Below are 15,526 nucleotides of genomic sequence, written 5' to 3'. Positions count from 1 at the left end.
GGCTGGGCACCCCCATCATGTCACCGGTGCGGACATTGTCGTTTCGTCCTGCTTCGGACGATTGACCGGCAATTGCTCGCCGGTCAGCACATAATACGCATTTTCGGCGATGTTGGTGACATGGTCGCCGATCCGCTCCAGATTCTTGGCGCAGAACAGCAGGTGCGTGCAAGCGGTGATGTTGCGCGGATCTTCCATCATGTAGGTCAACAGCTCGCGGAACACGGACGTGTATTTAACGTCGATGCGCTCGTCGGCGGCACGAAGCTTGGCCAACGCGGCCGCATCGCCTGCAGCATATTCCTCGATGACACCCTGCACCTGGATGAGAACCAGCTGCGCCATCGCGTCGATGGAATGCGACAGGTCCCGCGGCGTGACGCTGAGGCCGACCGCACTCACGCGCTTGGCGATATTCTTGGCAAGGTCGCCGATGCGTTCGAGGTCGCCCGCCATGCGGATCGCTCCGACCACATGGCGAAGATCGTGGGCCATCGGCTGGCGTTTGGCGATCAGGGTGATGGCGCGGTCGTCCAGTTCGCGTTGACGCGCATCCATGATGGCGTCGTCGGAAACGACGCGTTGCGCCAGCACGTTGTCGGAATTCAACAGCGCCTTGGTCGCCCCGCCGACCATCGAACCGGCGAGGTCGGCCATGTCGCGGATCAGCTTGCTGATCTGCTCGAGATCCTCGTCGAAAGAAGCGACTGTGTGTTCGCCCATGGTCCTGTCCTCATATGCATGATCGGAACGGCTCAGCCGAAGCGGCCCGTGATGTAGTCCTGCGTGCGCTTCTCGCGGGGCGACGTGAAGATCTTCTCGGTCCGGTCGAACTCGACCAGTTCACCCAGATACATGAAGGCCGTCTGGCGCGACACGCGCGCCGCCTGCTGCATGTTGTGGGTGACGATGACGATCGTGTAGTCGGCTTGCAATTCGTCGATCAGTTCCTCGATCTTGGCCGTCGACAGCGGGTCGAGCGCCGAAGCCGGTTCGTCGAGCAGAATGACTTCCGGCTTCACCGCCACGGTGCGGGCGATACAGAGCCGCTGCTGCTGGCCGCCGGACAGGCTCAAGCCGCTGGCGTTGAGCTTGTCCTTGACCTCGCTCCACAGCGCGGCGCGCTTCAACGCCTGTTCGACGCGGCCGTCCACCTCGGACTTGCCGAGGTTCTCGTAGAGCCTGACGCCGAAGGCGATGTTCTCGTAGATCGACATCGGGAACGGCGTCGGCTTCTGGAACACCATGCCGATCTTGGTCCTGAGGAGGTTGAGATCCTGCGACCGGTCGAGAATGTTCTTGCCGTCGAGCAGCACCTGGCCCTCGGCCGTCTGTTTTGGGTAGAGCTCATAGATGCGGTTGAACACACGCAGCAGCGTCGATTTCCCGCAGCCCGAAGGGCCGATGAAGGCCGTGACGCTGCGCTCGGGCAGCGACAGGCTGATGTCCTTCAGCGCCTTGCTCTGGCCGTAGTAGAAGTTGAGATTCTTGACCTCGATCTTCGTCTTCTCGGTGACCGTTTCGGTCATCGTCATGTCTGGGGACAACATCTGTGTCATCTGTCCTCTCTGCGTCCGGTAAGGCTGCGGGCGAGGATGCTCAAGCCCAGAACCGTCAGGGTGATTATGAGTGCGCCGGTCCACGCCAGTTGCTGCCATTCCTCGTAAGGGCTGAGAGCGAACTGGAAGATGGTCACCGGCAGGCTGGCCATCGGCGCGTTGATATTGCTGCTCCAGAACTGGTTGTTGAGCGCGGTGAAGAGCAGCGGCGCCGTCTCGCCGGAAATGCGTGCTATCGCCAGCAATATGCCGGTGACGATGCCGGACAATGCGGCGCGGTAGGCGACCGAACGGATCACCACCCAGCGCGGCGCGCCGATCGCGGCACCGGCTTCACGCAACGCGTTCGGCACCAGGTTGAGCATGTCTTCAGTGGTGCGCACGACCACCGGAATGACCAGGATGGCAAGCGCCACGGCGCCGGCAATGGCCGAGAAATGTCCCATTGGCCGCACCATCAGCTCATAGACAAACAAGCCGATGATGATCGACGGCGCCGACAACAGGATGTCGTTGATGAAGCGGACGACGGTGGTGATGCGCGAAAAGCGTCCATACTCGGCCATGTAGGTTCCCGCCAGCACGCCGATCGGCGTGCCGACGACAACGGCGATGATCGTCATCAGCAGGCTGCCCGTGATGGCATTGAGCAAGCCGCCGGCCTCGCCCGGTGGTGGCGTCATCTCGGTGAAGACCGCGAGCGAAAGCCCGGCTGTGCCCTTATAGACCAACGCGCCGAGAATGAGCGCCAGCCCGGCAAGCCCGATGCCGGCGGCGACGACGCAAAGCGCCATCATCACCGAATTCCTGGCTTTGCGGCGGCTGTGGAGCGATGAGGATGTCGACATCGGTCAGGCTCCCGTACGGGCGTCGATCCGCATCAGCATATAGCGGGCGGCGGCGAGGATCAGGAAGGTGATGACGAAGAGGATCAGGCCGAGCGAAACCAGCGAGGAGGTGTAGAGGTCGCCGTCGGCCTCGGTGAATTCATTGGCGATGGTCGCCGAGATCGTCGTGCCCGGCGCGAACAGGGAGGCACTGATGCGATGTGCGTTGCCGATGACGAAAGTCACCGCCATGGTTTCGCCGAGTGCCCGGCCGAGGCCAAGCATGACGCCGCCCATGATACCGATGCGGGTATAGGGAATGACCACGCGCCGGGTCACTTCCCAGGTCGTGCAACCGATGCCGTAGGCCGATTCCTTCAGCACCGCCGGCACCGTATCGAAGACGTCCTTGGTGATCGAGGTGATGAAGGGCAGCACCATGATGGCGAGGATCAGCGCCGAGGTCAGAAGGCCGATGCCGTAAGGAGGGCCGGCGAAAAGGCTGGATAGTCCCGGCACGCCGTGGAAGATGTTGATGATGAAGGGCTGTATCGTCGTCTGCAGGAACGGCGCGAACACGAACAGGCCCCAGATGCCGTAGATGATCGAAGGAATGCCGGCCAACAGCTCGACCGCTATGCCGATCGGGCGCCTGAGCGGGCGCGGGCAGAGCTCGGTGAGAAAGATTGCAATGCCGATGCCGATCGGAACCGCGATCAGGATGGCAATGGCCGCCGTCACCAGCGTGCCGTAGATCGGCGCCAGTGCGCCAAATTTTTCCGTAACGGGATTCCAGCTCTCAGTCGTCAGGAAAGAAAAACCGAACGACGACAGCGCCTGCCATGAGCCGGCAAACAGCGAGATGGCGACACCGCCGAGGATGACCAGCACAAGAATTGCGGAAGCGCGGGTGAGTCCGCGGAATATGGCATCTGTGAGCGCGAAGCGCCGCACAGTAGCTTCCCTGGCCCGGGCTGCTGCAGATGATGGCATGGCATCGGAAGCGATGGTCATTGGGTCCTCGCGATTAAAGGCAACAGGGAGGGCGCCGTCGACGCCCTCCCTGGAGGAGATTACATAGCCGAGTAGAGCGGCTTGCCGTCGTCGCCGACGACTTCCTTGGCCCACATGGCCTTGACGCTCTCAACCACCTTGTCGGGCATCGGAACGTAGTCCAGCTCGCCGGCCATCTCGTCGCCCTTGTCGTATGCCCAGGCGAAGAATTTGAGCGCTTCGCCGGTGGTCGCGGCATCATCCGGCTTCTTGTAGAGCAGGATCCACGTTGCCGCCGTCATCGGCCAGGACTCGGCGCCCGGCTCGTTGGCGAGGATGACGCCATAGCCCGGCTGCGAGCTCCAGTCGGCATTGGCCGCTGCCGCCGAGAACCCCGCCGCGGTGGGCTCGACCTTCTTGCCGTCCTTGTTGATCATATCGGTGTGGGTGAGCTTGTTCTGCTTGGCGTAGGCATATTCGACATAACCGATCGCGCCGCCGGTCTGGGAGACGTTGTTGGCAACGCCCTCATTGCCCTTGGCGCCGATGCCGACCGGCCATTCCACGGCCTTGTCGACGCCGACCTTTTCTTTCCAGACCGCGCTGACGTCGCCGAGGTAATAGGTGAAGTTGAACGTCGTGCCCGAACCATCGGAACGGTGAACGACCGCGATCGCCTGCGAAGGCAGCTTGACGTCGGGATTGAGCTTCTTGATCGCTTCGTCATCCCAGCTCGTGATCTTGCCGAGGAAGATGTCGGCCAGCGTCGGGCCGTCGAGAACCAACTCGCCCGGCTTGATGCCTTCGAGATTGACGACGGGAACGATGCCGCCCATCACCATCGGGAACTGAGCCAGTCCGGTCGCTTCAAGCTCGTCGCCCTTGAGCGGCGCATCCGAAGCGCCGAAGGTAACGGTCTTGGCCTTGATCTGCTTGATGCCGCCGCCGGAACCGATCGACTGGTAGTTAAGGCCAACGCCGGTGTCTTTCTTGTAGGTGTCGGCCCACTTCGCATAGATCGGGTAGGGGAAGGTGGCGCCGGCGCCGGAGATGTCCGCGGCGAGCGCGGCGGACAGGGTGAGGGTGGTCGTCGCCGCAGCCATTGCAATCGCAACGGCCGCCGAGCGGATGAAATGTCTCATGTGGCCTGCTCCTGTTCGGAATATGGTCTCTCGGCGCCATTCCTCCGGCGCCCGCTGAGGCCAATAGCCCCCGATTATTACAGTCGCATGACAGTTTCATGTCGCTCCGGTAACGACGTCCAGCCGGGTTAAGAAGGAGCGGCCGCGGGCTTTTGTCGGCATGGGCCGCGGTTTGCCGCTGGAATCAGCAGCTTGCGTGAATTCCGGCCGGCATCGTCTGCTCGGCGATCGCAGCCACCGGCTTTAAAAGAAAAAAGCCGGACGGGAGCGCGTTGCATGCAGCCAGAACGTGTCATGGCCGCGCCATCGCCGAAACAGGTCCGTTGGGGTAAATCTGACCCTGTTTCTTGCCGGCGGTCGCTGCTCCCGCCCGTAACTGGAGGAGCGGAACTTCGAATATCCCATTGTCGCCACTGAGCGCGGCTTTGGTATGGTGCGATCGCACCATGGCCTTACGCTGGAAGCGTTGACGAATCGCAAGGTTCTAACTCGCGCTGGACCTCCATCCGCGCCCGACCCGGCGCTCGATCTTCGAGCAACGCCTTCCACTGGAAGTGCGGCGACTTCTACTTCACGGTATCTACTCCCTTCGCCCTATTCCGCCGGTTGTCGGTTAGGCCGAAGCAGCGTTATAAGCTTGCAGGGGTATTGCTGATGTCTCGACGGATTCTGCCTGTCTTCCTGTGCCTGGCGCTGCCTCTGGGAAGCGGCTGCGCGCGCAGCTATGACGGCACCGTCATCATTCCCAAGCCGCTCGATGTTCGCCGTTTCTGGGACAGGCCTTCGCCGCAGGCGCAAGCCGAACAGTCGCAACTGGAGACCGACGTCTTTCCAGTGGCGCCGCAAACGCCGAAAAGGCCGGCGGTGCGCAGGAGCGCGGCTTCCGTTGCAACGCCTCGGAGGAGGGTCACCAACAACCCGCCCATGCTGTCGCCGGAGTCGACGAAGCCGCTAACTTGCAAAAATGTCAGCGAGCCCGGTAAACGGGCCCGCATGGTCTGCGAATAACCAGCCGACGTCGGTCGATGCGCACGGCTCCAGGCCTTGAAGCGGCTATCCGGCCAGCCGTCTCGGAACATCGCCCGCCCTGGTCAGTCCGCCGGGAAAAAGGCCGGCCCGACCACTCTCACCGGCCGCGCGCCGATCGCTTTCTCGATCGACTGATGCTGGGCAGTCCCTGGCACCTCGAAAACCGACGTTTTTGCCCCTGCGAGAGCCGCACCGGCAGTTTCGATCCCGGATTCAGGAATTTCCGCGACGACGCCAAGATCCGGCTTTGCGGTCGGCAACGGAATGATGGCGTTGCTCATGTTGGCCGGTGTCACGGTTCGTGCCCTGAGTTCGGCAACGCGCTGGTAATAGCGCTTGACGTCACAGGCCTTGAAGTTCGCGTCGTCGCGGTACCGGAACGCGGCAGGTAGCTCCACATAGGGTTTTCCCGACTCGAGCGCGACCATCTCCTCGGTCTCGCGAGTGGCGTCGCTCAGCATATAGAGGTCGACGCCGGCATCGTCGCAGATGTAGCGACACTGATCGACCGTTTCCTTCTGATCGTCGCTCTTGGCGAACTGCGATTTTGGCGCGGGGAAGAAATATCCGTCCGACAAGCGAACGCAAAACAGCATCCGATTGCCGCCAATTGTTGTGCCTGCGGACTGGGCCTTGGGTGCCGTGCGTTGCTGCGCCGGCTGTTTCTTGGCAGCGGGGGCGGCGCAGCCCAGCGCGACAAACCTGGCCTTCAGTCCGGACGTGTCCCTGCTCGAATTCGACAGTCTGGCGATCTGCCGTTGCACCTCCGCCTTGCTGCTGACTAGGTCGGCGCAGGGATTGAAGAAGAAGCCGGCGGTTTTCGCCGTGCATCTGCGTTGTCTCTCAAGCTTTTGAATCGCGGCGAGTTGCCGGCGCAGTTGGGCAAGCTCGGGGCTGGTCCCGCCGCTGCGCCCCGCCGAAAGCAATTGGCTCCTGATGGCACCGCAGCTATCCGCATAGGAGAAGGATGTGCCGAGCGCAACGGCTATTGCCGACACCAGCATCAGAATCGTGAGGGGCCAGAAGCGTGTCATTGGAACGACCATTATCCTTGTTGCACCGAGAACAGGATTTCTTTGTCGACTATGGATAAGTACTAGCTAAATCAGTTTTTCCTAATTGAAGTAGATCAAACCGCCACAAGAGACTTTAGCTCTAGTGTATTAGATCCCCTCGTGTAAATTCAATATTACATTTTTATTTCAAGATTGAGACGAACCGGCAGCAACGCCGGCGGACGCCCCCACGGCGAAGTTTGATGCGCGCGGCGGGTTCGGCATCGCGATCAATCCGGCGTTACCGGCCGGCCGTTGCTGAAAACCTTAGCCCTGGGATCGGCGTTGAGCGGCCAAAGGAGGAGACCGCAAATGTCGATCCACTTCACTGTCGCGGACCTGACCAGGAATCTGTTCCATTCACTTGGGTTGGACCATGAACGCGCACCGAGGCCACTCGACCACGAGCAGAGGCTTTTGCTGGAATGCTATCTCGCCGGCCAGATACCGGAATCGGCCTGGAGCGACTATGTCTTCGAGATGCCGGAACTGGCGCGACATGTCGAGGCGAGACGAAGGCGCCACTAAAGCGCATCGCGGTCGACCGGGCCTCATGCGACGCGCTTAGGTTCTTGTCTAATGCATGTCGTTGTCGCAAAACCGCTGCACGCTTTTGCGCGACATGCATTAGGTCCCGAAAAGTGGAATCCGGTTGTCGGAAAAGATCAAGGCGAAGCCTTCACTCGCGGTGCAGCCTGTTCTTGTTTGGGCGAGTTGAATTGCAGAGTGAACACCTTGCCCGGGATGCCTTCAGCCAGCGCCGGTGAAAAGCTCAACGGCAGGCAATGGTCCACGGCCGCGACCGCCGCGTCGACAAAAGCTTGGCGCGTCTTCTCCTCGCCGGCGACGCGGATGGCGGTCGGCTTGGGCCGGCCGATCAGCGTGCCATCGCGCCTGAAGCTGAAGCTCAGGGTGACGGTGGAATTCCCGGCATTCGCCGGAGGGGTCCAGCACGCCTGGATGGCAGCCCCGACCTCGGGCATGGTGTTGAGCGTCGCTGCATTCGATTGACCGGTTGCGCCCACCAGCATGGCGCCTGCGATCACGATCATTCCAGCAATGCTTTTCATGGCAGGGCCTCTGTCCTTGAACCGCCCTCGAGGACGGGACGAACTTCGATGGTAGGGCCGACAGCGGCGATGACAAGATGGCGGCGACGCGTTTCATCAGCCATGCAGGCGTCGTGAAACGCCGTCTGGCGCAACTTCGGCAGGGGCTGAAATAAGCAAAAGGCCGGCGCGCAGCCGACCTTTGCTTCCCATCCGCGCCAGTACATCCGTGGTCGCGGGCTGGAGGTGGATTCAGTAGAAAGGGTTTAGGTTAACGAAACCTTAAGCTCCCCACATCGTGCAAACAGGGGAGATTAAGAAAATCCCCAGTTCATTACCGGCTCCTGCAGACGTGCGGACGACCGCTATTGGCATGTGACTCAGGCGTTGGCCTGCGACCTCACATAGGCGATATAGCCGCGCACGTCGCCGGCCGGCTCGGCATAGGCCTTGCCGAGCTTCTTCTCGATCGCCGCCATATAGTCTTTTGCCCATTGGGGCAGCGCGTAGTCGATGACGGCGAGGAACTCGAGCGTCGCCGCCAGGCGGATGTCGGCGATCGACGGGTTCTTGCCGCCGATGAACGGCTTGCCGTTCCTGAAGAAGCTGTGAAACACCTCCAGCGGCTCGGCTATCGCCTCTATAGCGGCCTTCTGGGCTTCCGACTTCTTGTCGGGGTGGGCGTCGCTGTGGCCGACCTCGCCGGCATATTGCGGGAAATTCAGCACAGGATATGTGGCGCGCGCCACATAGGGGTAGAGCGTCCCGATCAGGTAGAACATGGCACTGTCGATCATTGCCCGCTTGGCCGGCGCCTTGGGATATAGTTTCTCCAGCCCGTGCTTGTTGGCGAGGTACTGCATAATGGCGCAGCTTTCCCATAAGACACCTCTCGGCAGGCCCTTGTCCTCGATCATCGGCGTAAGATGGGCCGGGTTTCGCGCCATGTATTCGGGCGAGCGCGTGAGACCCCATACGTCGGTCTCGGAATGATCGAGCCCGGCGGCGCGTGCAAACACTCGAACGCTCATATTGTTGACGCTGGGCTTCAGCATGCTGAGCGAGAGCGCGGGCTTTTTCGCCGGTTTCGCCTTGGCCTTCGGCGCCAGCTTCTTGGCGGAGACCTTGGCCGCCGGCTTTGCCACTTTCGCCGCTGACTTGGCGGCGGCTTTGGCCGCCGGCTCCGCTCCTGGCCTGGCTGCCTTGGCGGCGGGCTTCGTGGCACTCTTGGTTGCTGTCTTCGCCATTGTATCCTCCCTTTGTTCGGCGTGTCGTCAGTATGGATTTTTCGGTGCGCGATCCTCCGACAAGGTCGTGCGCGAGCGCTCGACAAGCGCCTGGATCGCATCGGCAAGGTGCACTTCGGCGATGTTGTAGTCGCCGCGCGCGACGCGGATCTTGTGCGCCTGCATCAGCACGTCGGCATGGGTGAAGCCCGCCGGCGGTTCGAAACGGTAGGAGGCGAGTTCGATCAGCAGGCCGAGCGGATCCTCGAAATAGATCGAGTCCATGAAGCCGCGATCCTTGACGCCGCTGTGCTTGATGGCGCGCTCGTCGAGCCGGGCAACCGCCTGCAGAAAGGTGACGCGCGACACCGCGAAAGCGATATGATGGACGCAGCCGGTGTCGGTCGGCGTGCGCCGCTTGACCGGCGTGCGGCTTTCGTCGGTGAAGACGGTGATCAGCCGGCCGTCGCCCGGATCGAAATAGAGATGGCTTTCGCTCGCCTTATCGAGATTGGGCTGCTCGAAGATGAAAGGCATGCCAAGCACGCCCTCCCAGAAACCGATGGAAGTCTGGCGCCCGGCCCCGACCAGCGTGATGTGATGAACACCTTGCGATTGCAGCTTTTGCATCTGACTCCTCCCGGCCACGCCGTCTTGCCGCCGAACGGAAGTTCGGATGCCCAGTCGCGCTTGGCATGTGACCGCGCCCGGCCTCGCTCGCCTGCGCTCCGCATTCCGCATCCTGCAGGAGTGCGGCCGGAGCTTTGATGAACGGATGCTAATTCAATCCGAGGCGTTGCGCCAGAAGCGCTGAGTTTCAAGAACTCCACGCAGGCGCCAAGAGCGGCACCGGGATCGCGGACGCCTTCGCCGAGCTCGCTGAAACGACCCGTCGCCGGCAGCTGTAATGGTGCGGCGGCCCGCAGGTCGCTGGGTTTCCCGAGCGGCCGGTTTGGCGACGGCAGGTCAAAGGGGGCCTCGTTGACGCATGCCGCGCCTGGTTCGGATTACGGGCATCCGCGGCCCTTAGATGAAAATCACATATTCTTCATCGGCACGTCGGGATCGACATGTCCCCCATCGGCAGTGATCTTGAGCCTTGAGAGGTAGTGCTCCCATCCCCTTCGGTGGCTGTCACGCTCCTTTGCGTTCGGCAGTCCGCTGTGCGTGAAGCGGATCAGTGTCCCCGCATCCCTCGCGATCAGGTCGATCTCGACATGACTGGAGCCGGGCGGCACGGTCTCGTTGTCTTCCCAGCCAAAACTGTAGGCAAGACGGTGGACCGGGATCACCTCGGTGAACTCACCGCGCGCCATATGGCGACCACCGACATTGACGAGGAACAGACCGCCCGGCGTTGCATCCAAATTCGCTTCGGTCCCGATCCATCGCACAATCTGGTCCGGATCCGTCAAAAGCGCGAACACGGTCGCTTGTGGCGCCGCGACCTCAATCTCTGTGTAAACCGATTCCGCCATCGCTCACTCCAGGTCACATCCGCATCGAATACCGTGCTATTTAAGCGAATGTGGGGAGTTGCAAGAAGATGTTCGAGGCGTAAGCATAAGCCGGTGCCGAGTGACCCTCTACCGATGCTTCTCGCAAAGTCGCTTTCATTCCTTCTGGACGACGCCGCGCATATTGGCGACGGTGGGCGACTTCTATTGCAGCTCTCAACGCATTTGATGGAAGACGGCTTGCCGATCATCGCCGGCGCGCTGGCGCAGGATGCTCCCGACCCGATTATCTCACGCCGCATCTGGCTCTGGCGAGCGCCTGGGGGTGAAGTGGTCAAGGCTTTGGGGATAGGCGCCGACCGCCAGAATGCCGATCCCCGGCTCGTGCTGCGGGAGTGGCTTGGCACGACGCGGGCGATCGTGTTCGACGAGCGAGCGGGCGGTGTCGCACCGACTTTGGTGTGGGCGTTCGATCATACTCCGGATGAGGCGCAGTCAGAGCTGCTGCGGCAAATCTCCCGGTTTGCTGCGGCTCCGATGACCGCACTCGCAGAACGGTCCGCGAAACGCGCATTGCTCGAGGCATATTTGGGAAAGCGCAGTGCAGCACATGTGCTCAACGGTCATTCTCGTCGAGTAAAGGGAGAGACGATACGGGCTGCGCTTCTGTGCGCGGACCTTCGAGGTTTCACCGATCTATCCGAGGTTCATGATGCAGACGAGATCGTATTGGTACTTGATGCCTGGTTCGATTGCGTCGCCGGCGCGGTGCACGCATTTGGTGGTGAGGTTCTCAAGTTTATAGGTGATGGCGTCCTCGCGATTTTCCCGATTGGCGAGCGCGATGCAAATGCCGCATGTGACGCGGCGGTACGCGCCGTGAAGGCCACGCGCGCCGGGATAGATCATCTCAACCAAACTCGGCGCCGCAATGGCGGCCCTGAGCTCGGATATGGCATTGGCCTGCATGTCGGCGAGATACTCTGGGGGAATATCGGCACTGCCGGCAGGTTGGACTTCACCGCGATCGGCAAGGCTGTAAATCTTGTCAGCCGCATCGAAGGGCTGTGCAAGCCTTTGGGACGGACGGTGCTCGCGTCGACAGTGTTCGAGGCAGAAACTACCGAGCGGATGATCGCCATGGGCAGTCATCCGCTCGGAGGAATAGCAGGCGCGCAAACACTTTTCGGCTTGCCGGAATAGATCGAATGGTTGAGCCCGCCGTGGATGTGTCGTTCGCAGCATATCTTGGTATCGTGCGAAGCCATGACTGAGAGAAATTCGAACGGCAAAGAAGCTACGATACTGCAACTGGAGTATGGCGCGTTTAGAGCCCAGCCATGCGCGTCGCGCGCCGCTTTCGCTGGCCGGTGCTAAGGGCCTTCCCGGCATCCACCCTTCGAGGGAGAGGCGCCTTCGCCGAGTTCGCCAAAACGATCCGCCGCCGGCAGCTGTAGCTCAGGTCGGCTCCAGGCAGTGCCGACCAGCGTGATGGACGCCTTGTGATTGTAGTTTCTGTATCTGGCTCCTCCCCGCGTGGCATCGACTGCCCTGTTCAGCGCGACGTTCTGCGCGCCGCTAACGCTGTGCCTCAAGACCCACGATGCAATGCTAATGCAATCGGCTCCGCTTCACCAGAAGCGGCAATGAGCCAAACCCGCCGCGACCCAAGGCGATGGATCGGATTGATGGTTTGCCGAGAGCTTGGAGAGACTTGGTACGCCCAAGGGGAATCGAACCCCTGTTCCCGCCGTGAGAGGGCGGTGTCCTGACCGCTAGACGATGGGCGCGTTCAAGAACCGGCGATATAGGCTGACGGCTGGCAAAAAGCAACTAGGCTTAAGGCTGCCGATCGCGCCGGTGAAGTATCCGCTGCAAGCCTAGCGTTTTGGCTCGATCAGGTCCCAGAGATTCCCATAGAGATCTGCGAAAACCGCCACAGTGCCATAGGTCTCGTGCCGGGGCGCCTCACGGAACTCAACGCCCTTTTCGAGCATCAGCGCATAGTCGCGGGCAAAATCGTCGGTTTCGAGGAACAAAAAGACCCGGCCGCCGGTCCGGCTGCCGATGGCGTGCCTTTGCGCATCGCCGGATGCCTCGGCGAGAAGCAGGCGCGCACCCTGCCCGTTGCGCGGCGTGATCGTGACCCAGCGTTTGCCGCCGCCGAGATCGACATCTTCGGTGAGGACAAAACCCAGCCGGTCGACATACCACGAGATCGCCTCGTCATAATTTGCGACGACAAGCGCGACCGTGGCAATGCTGCGGTGTTCGGCAAAACCGGTCATTTGTTCCTGATCGAAAAATGGCCAACGATGCGGCGCTCGGTGATGTCATAGACGAAGATGGCGCGGCTGCCGTCGGGCAGCTCTGCGTCGATCGACAGGTGATTGCCGGACAGCGATTGGCTGATCACCCTGGCGCCGACCGGCAGCACGATGTCGCCGTTGACCGTCTCGCCGATCGGCACCTGGATGTCGCTGCTTAGCGGAGGGGCGGCAGGCGGCGCGTTGCGCGCTTTGTAGACAAGTGCCGCGATCACCACCATAAGGGCGAGGAACAGCAGGCCGAGATTGATGGCGACGAAGCGGACGAGCTTCCTCCGCACCTTTTCGACCTCGGGGTCGAGCGGCTTTTCCTCGTCTTCGTCGGCAAGCGGCCGGGCCATGGCAGCAGATTCCGGAACTGTTTTCGATGAGCGCTCATAACGAAGTGGTCAGACAATTAATAGGGGCCGGACCGATCGTCCTGGAGGCGGGCGCTGATGCGGCCGGCCAGCGGCTCGACCAATGGCTGGCGGCCAGGCTCGGCCCCGACATGTCGCGCAGCCGGGTACAGATGCTGATAAAGCAGGGCGCCGTCAGGATCGGCGGCAAGCCAGCCAGCGAAACGAAGCGCAAGATGGCGCAAGGTGACAGCGTGTCGGTTGATATGCCGGAGCCGGAACCAGCGGCGCCGCAAGGCGAAGATATTGCGCTGGACGTCCTCTACGAGGACAGCGAGCTGATCGTCATCAACAAGCCGGCCGGGCTGGTCGTGCATCCCGGCGCCGGCAACTGGACCGGCACGCTGGTCAACGCGCTGATCCATCATTGCGGCGACAGCCTGTCTGGCATCGGCGGGGTGAGACGGCCGGGCATCGTCCATCGCCTCGACAAGGAGACCAGCGGCGTCATGGTCGTCGCCAAGACCGATCGCGCCCACAAGGCGTTGTCGGAGGCCTTTGCCGACCACGGCCTGACCGGCGATCTCGAGCGGGCCTATCTGGCGTTGGTCTGGGGCATACCGGCAAGGCCGACCGGGACGGTCGACGCGCCGCTCGGCCGCGCCGCCGACCGGGTACGCCGCGCCGTGGTGCCGCAAGGCCGCGACGATGCCCGCCACGCCGTCACGCATTTCATCGTCGTTGAGCGCTTTGGCGAGCAGCAGCAGGAATTCGCCACGGCGAGCCTGGTCGAATGCCGGCTGGAAACCGGTCGCACTCACCAGATACGCGTCCACATGGCCCATATCGGCCATCCGGTGATTGGCGACCCCGAATACGGCCAGGCTTTCCGCACCAAGGCCAATCGGTTGCCCGAGCCGCTAAGAAGCAAGGTAAAGGCGTTTCCGCGACAAGCTTTGCACGCCCGCCTCCTTGCATTTCGGCATCCCGATACCCATCTAACGATGAGGTTCGAAGCACCGATACCGTGGGACATGGAGGAACTCGTCGACGGCTTCCGCAAGCTCTGAACCAACCACCTGAAAACCTGACCGGCGTTGTTCACTTCAACGTGACACACTGTTTCGTGTTGAACAAATGCCTGTCTTTCTGGTTTTGTTCCTATATATGTCGGTTGGCGCGAATGTGCCTTTGGCATTCGCGCCACATGCCCGCCGCGTTTCGGGGGCATCACTCCAATAGAGAGGGGGCGCTATCATGGCCCAGTCATTACCCAGTATCGTTTCCGGCGAAGGCGGTCTCAGCCGCTACCTGGAAGAAATCCGCCGCTTTCCGATGCTTCAGCCGCAGGAAGAGTACATGCTCGCCAAGCGCTATGCCGAGCATGAGGACACCACAGCTGCGCACAAGCTCGTCACCAGCCACCTTCGGCTCGTCGCCAAGATCGCCATGGGCTATCGCGGCTATGGCCTGCCGATCGGCGAGGTGATCTCGGAAGGCAATGTCGGCCTGATGCAGGCCGTCAAGAAATTCGAACCGGAGCGCGGCTTCCGTCTCGCCACCTATGCGATGTGGTGGATCAAGGCCTCGATCCAGGAATACATCCTGCGCTCGTGGAGCCTGGTCAAGATGGGCACCACCGCCAACCAGAAGCGCCTGTTCTTCAACCTGCGCAAGGTGAAGGGCAAGATCCAGGCGCTCGACGAAGGCGATTTGAAGCCCGATCAGATCACCGAGATTGCCACCCGGCTGAACGTCTCGGAAGCGGAAGTCGTGTCGATGAACCGCCGCCTGTCGGGCGACGCCTCGCTCAATGCGCCCATCCGGGCCAGTGAAGGCGAGTCCGGCGAATGGCAGGACTGGCTGGTCGACGACCACGAAAGCCAGGAAGAGATGCTGATCGAGCAGGACGAGTTGGAAAACCGGCGCGGCATGCTGTCGGGCGCTCTTGCCGTGCTCAACGACCGCGAACGCCGCATCTTCGAGGCGCGCCGCCTCGCCGATGAGCCGTTGACGCTTGAAGAGCTGTCGGCCGAGTTCGATATCAGCCGCGAGCGCGTGCGCCAGATCGAGGTGCGCGCCTTCGAGAAGGTGCAGGACGCGGTCAAGGCCGCAGCCAAGCGCCAGACGCAGGCGCTGCGCACCATCGAGGCGCAGCCGGCGGCGTAAGGCCTTCCGGTAGAAACAAATAACGGCGGCGTCAGGTAACTGGCGCCGCCGTTTTTTTCTAAAGCGCGTCGCGTTCGGGCCGGCCTTGTGCGGCGCGCTTTAGATTCTTGTTTTTATGCATGTCGTTATCGCAAAACCGCTGCACACTTTTGCGCGACATGCATTAGCGGGTTGCCGGTTCCGCGGCGCCTTCGCGGATGTCCGATCCGTCGCCCTAACTGCTCAGTAGCCTTGCCAGGCGTCCCCAGACGATCTCATTGATAGCGGCATTGTCGCAATTTTCCCCAAGCCCTGAAAACCGCAAGGCTGCAAGCTGTGGCGGCAATGTTGCGGCGCCGACCGCGGCATTCCACAA

The 15,526-nt window shown here is 61.7% G+C and carries 17 protein-coding genes and 1 tRNA gene; 5 read left to right on the top strand and 13 right to left on the bottom strand.

Annotation, left to right across the window (positions count from 1 at the left end):
* Positions 1-15: 15 nt before the first annotated feature.
* The 5 genes from phoU to pstS are packed head-to-tail and all read right to left on the bottom strand — an operon-like array spanning position 16 to position 4,521.
* Entirely contained in the window at positions 16-723 is a 708-nt protein-coding gene (phoU, locus tag NKH59_RS11795; RefSeq protein WP_254816572.1) for a phosphate signaling complex protein PhoU, read from the bottom strand.
* 32 nt (positions 724-755) lie between these two features.
* Entirely contained in the window at positions 756-1,559 is an 804-nt protein-coding gene (pstB, locus tag NKH59_RS11790; protein WP_353021980.1) for a phosphate ABC transporter ATP-binding protein PstB, read from the bottom strand.
* Entirely contained in the window at positions 1,556-2,407 is an 852-nt protein-coding gene (gene pstA, locus NKH59_RS11785; protein ID WP_353021978.1) for a phosphate ABC transporter permease PstA, read from the bottom strand. Before pstA ends, pstB begins: the two co-directional genes overlap by 4 nt.
* Before the next feature lie 3 nt (positions 2,408-2,410).
* On the bottom strand, positions 2,411-3,400 hold the full coding sequence (gene pstC, locus NKH59_RS11780) for a phosphate ABC transporter permease subunit PstC (RefSeq protein WP_352634128.1): 990 nt from the start codon (positions 3,398-3,400) through the stop codon (positions 2,411-2,413).
* Positions 3,401-3,459: 59 nt separating this feature from the next.
* Positions 3,460-4,521, bottom strand: a complete 1,062-nt coding sequence (pstS, locus tag NKH59_RS11775) for a phosphate ABC transporter substrate-binding protein PstS (protein ID WP_352685935.1) — start codon at positions 4,519-4,521, stop codon at positions 3,460-3,462.
* Positions 4,522-5,175: 654 nt separating this feature from the next.
* Here pstS and NKH59_RS11770 point away from each other — a divergent pair.
* Positions 5,176-5,529: a hypothetical protein gene (locus NKH59_RS11770; protein WP_352540241.1), complete on the top strand. Its 354-nt coding sequence runs from the start codon at positions 5,176-5,178 to the stop codon at positions 5,527-5,529.
* A gap of 83 nt (positions 5,530-5,612) precedes the next feature.
* Here NKH59_RS11770 and NKH59_RS11765 read toward each other — a convergent pair whose 3' ends face one another.
* Positions 5,613-6,584: a DUF2865 domain-containing protein gene (locus NKH59_RS11765; protein ID WP_353021975.1), complete on the bottom strand. Its 972-nt coding sequence runs from the start codon at positions 6,582-6,584 to the stop codon at positions 5,613-5,615.
* Between the two features lie 333 nt (positions 6,585-6,917).
* Here NKH59_RS11765 and NKH59_RS11760 point away from each other — a divergent pair, with 333 nt between their 5' ends.
* Positions 6,918-7,133, top strand: a complete 216-nt coding sequence (locus tag NKH59_RS11760) for a hypothetical protein (protein WP_023678527.1) — start codon at positions 6,918-6,920, stop codon at positions 7,131-7,133.
* 137 nt (positions 7,134-7,270) lie between these two features.
* Here NKH59_RS11760 and tolA read toward each other — a convergent pair whose 3' ends face one another.
* The 4 genes from tolA to NKH59_RS11740 all read right to left on the bottom strand — a co-directional run bounded on the left by tolA (position 7,271) and on the right by NKH59_RS11740 (position 10,358).
* The gene (gene tolA / locus NKH59_RS11755; RefSeq protein WP_353022124.1) at positions 7,271-7,657 is read right to left on the bottom strand and encodes a cell envelope integrity protein TolA; all 387 of its coding nucleotides are present in this window, start codon (positions 7,655-7,657) and stop codon (positions 7,271-7,273) included.
* A gap of 377 nt (positions 7,658-8,034) precedes the next feature.
* The gene (locus NKH59_RS11750) at positions 8,035-8,901 is read right to left on the bottom strand and encodes a glutathione S-transferase family protein (RefSeq protein ID WP_352821290.1); all 867 of its coding nucleotides are present in this window, start codon (positions 8,899-8,901) and stop codon (positions 8,035-8,037) included.
* Between the two features lie 27 nt (positions 8,902-8,928).
* A complete protein-coding gene (locus tag NKH59_RS11745) occupies positions 8,929-9,510 on the bottom strand; it encodes a VOC family protein (RefSeq protein ID WP_353021972.1) in 582 nt (193 codons plus the stop codon).
* 407 nt (positions 9,511-9,917) lie between these two features.
* Positions 9,918-10,358 (bottom strand): SRPBCC family protein, encoded by a 441-nt coding sequence (locus NKH59_RS11740; protein WP_008873905.1) that lies wholly within the window; start codon positions 10,356-10,358, stop codon positions 9,918-9,920.
* 114 nt (positions 10,359-10,472) lie between these two features.
* Here NKH59_RS11740 and NKH59_RS11735 point away from each other — a divergent pair, with 114 nt between their 5' ends.
* The gene (locus tag NKH59_RS11735; protein ID WP_353021970.1) at positions 10,473-11,540 is read left to right on the top strand and encodes an adenylate/guanylate cyclase domain-containing protein; all 1,068 of its coding nucleotides are present in this window, start codon (positions 10,473-10,475) and stop codon (positions 11,538-11,540) included.
* A 512-nt stretch (positions 11,541-12,052) separates the two neighbouring features.
* On the opposite strand, the gene NKH59_RS11730 is transcribed toward NKH59_RS11735, so the two are convergent.
* From NKH59_RS11730 to NKH59_RS11720, 3 genes are all read right to left on the bottom strand, one after another.
* Positions 12,053-12,127 (bottom strand) — tRNA-Glu (locus NKH59_RS11730).
* Between the two features lie 90 nt (positions 12,128-12,217).
* The gene (locus NKH59_RS11725; protein WP_353021967.1) at positions 12,218-12,625 is read right to left on the bottom strand and encodes a VOC family protein; all 408 of its coding nucleotides are present in this window, start codon (positions 12,623-12,625) and stop codon (positions 12,218-12,220) included.
* Entirely contained in the window at positions 12,622-13,005 is a 384-nt protein-coding gene (locus NKH59_RS11720; protein WP_352540246.1) for a fimbrial protein, read from the bottom strand. Before NKH59_RS11720 ends, NKH59_RS11725 begins: the two co-directional genes overlap by 4 nt.
* Before the next feature lie 26 nt (positions 13,006-13,031).
* On the opposite strand from NKH59_RS11720, the gene NKH59_RS11715 reads away from it, so the two are divergent.
* Positions 13,032-14,072 (top strand): RluA family pseudouridine synthase, encoded by a 1,041-nt coding sequence (locus tag NKH59_RS11715; RefSeq protein ID WP_352613500.1) that lies wholly within the window; start codon positions 13,032-13,034, stop codon positions 14,070-14,072.
* Between the two features lie 187 nt (positions 14,073-14,259).
* On the top strand, positions 14,260-15,171 hold the full coding sequence (gene rpoH / locus NKH59_RS11710) for an RNA polymerase sigma factor RpoH (RefSeq protein WP_023678514.1): 912 nt from the start codon (positions 14,260-14,262) through the stop codon (positions 15,169-15,171).
* Positions 15,172-15,526: the final 355 nt, after the last annotated feature.

This window comes from Mesorhizobium sp. M0998, assembly GCF_040318885.1.
Taxonomy (GTDB): Bacteria; Pseudomonadota; Alphaproteobacteria; order Rhizobiales; family Rhizobiaceae; genus Mesorhizobium.
The sequence above is the reverse complement of the archived record's forward strand: the minus strand, read 5'-3'. Positions and strand labels throughout refer to the sequence as shown.

What these genes read in the sequence shown, in the direction of transcription:
- NKH59_RS11715 (WP_352613500.1), top strand. Translation starts at nt 13,032, where the DNA reads ATGAGCGCTCATAACGAAGTGGTCAGACAATTAATAGGGGCCGGACCG.
- tolA (WP_353022124.1), bottom strand. Translation starts at nt 7,657, where the DNA reads ATGATCGTGATCGCAGGCGCCATGCTGGTGGGCGCAACCGGTCAATCG.
- pstC (WP_352634128.1), bottom strand. Translation starts at nt 3,400, where the DNA reads ATGACCATCGCTTCCGATGCCATGCCATCATCTGCAGCAGCCCGGGCC.
- NKH59_RS11745 (WP_353021972.1), bottom strand. Translation starts at nt 9,510, where the DNA reads ATGCAAAAGCTGCAATCGCAAGGTGTTCATCACATCACGCTGGTCGGG.
- phoU (WP_254816572.1), bottom strand. Translation starts at nt 723, where the DNA reads ATGGGCGAACACACAGTCGCTTCTTTCGACGAGGATCTCGAGCAGATC.
- NKH59_RS11725 (WP_353021967.1), bottom strand. Translation starts at nt 12,625, where the DNA reads ATGACCGGTTTTGCCGAACACCGCAGCATTGCCACGGTCGCGCTTGTC.
- rpoH (WP_023678514.1), top strand. Translation starts at nt 14,260, where the DNA reads ATGGCCCAGTCATTACCCAGTATCGTTTCCGGCGAAGGCGGTCTCAGC.
- NKH59_RS11720 (WP_352540246.1), bottom strand. Translation starts at nt 13,005, where the DNA reads ATGGCCCGGCCGCTTGCCGACGAAGACGAGGAAAAGCCGCTCGACCCC.
- NKH59_RS11750 (WP_352821290.1), bottom strand. Translation starts at nt 8,901, where the DNA reads ATGGCGAAGACAGCAACCAAGAGTGCCACGAAGCCCGCCGCCAAGGCA.
- pstA (WP_353021978.1), bottom strand. Translation starts at nt 2,407, where the DNA reads ATGTCGACATCCTCATCGCTCCACAGCCGCCGCAAAGCCAGGAATTCG.
- pstB (WP_353021980.1), bottom strand. Translation starts at nt 1,559, where the DNA reads ATGACACAGATGTTGTCCCCAGACATGACGATGACCGAAACGGTCACC.
- NKH59_RS11770 (WP_352540241.1), top strand. Translation starts at nt 5,176, where the DNA reads ATGTCTCGACGGATTCTGCCTGTCTTCCTGTGCCTGGCGCTGCCTCTG.
- NKH59_RS11735 (WP_353021970.1), top strand. Translation starts at nt 10,473, where the DNA reads ATGCTTCTCGCAAAGTCGCTTTCATTCCTTCTGGACGACGCCGCGCAT.
- pstS (WP_352685935.1), bottom strand. Translation starts at nt 4,521, where the DNA reads ATGAGACATTTCATCCGCTCGGCGGCCGTTGCGATTGCAATGGCTGCG.
- NKH59_RS11740 (WP_008873905.1), bottom strand. Translation starts at nt 10,358, where the DNA reads ATGGCGGAATCGGTTTACACAGAGATTGAGGTCGCGGCGCCACAAGCG.
- NKH59_RS11765 (WP_353021975.1), bottom strand. Translation starts at nt 6,584, where the DNA reads ATGACACGCTTCTGGCCCCTCACGATTCTGATGCTGGTGTCGGCAATA.
- NKH59_RS11760 (WP_023678527.1), top strand. Translation starts at nt 6,918, where the DNA reads ATGTCGATCCACTTCACTGTCGCGGACCTGACCAGGAATCTGTTCCAT.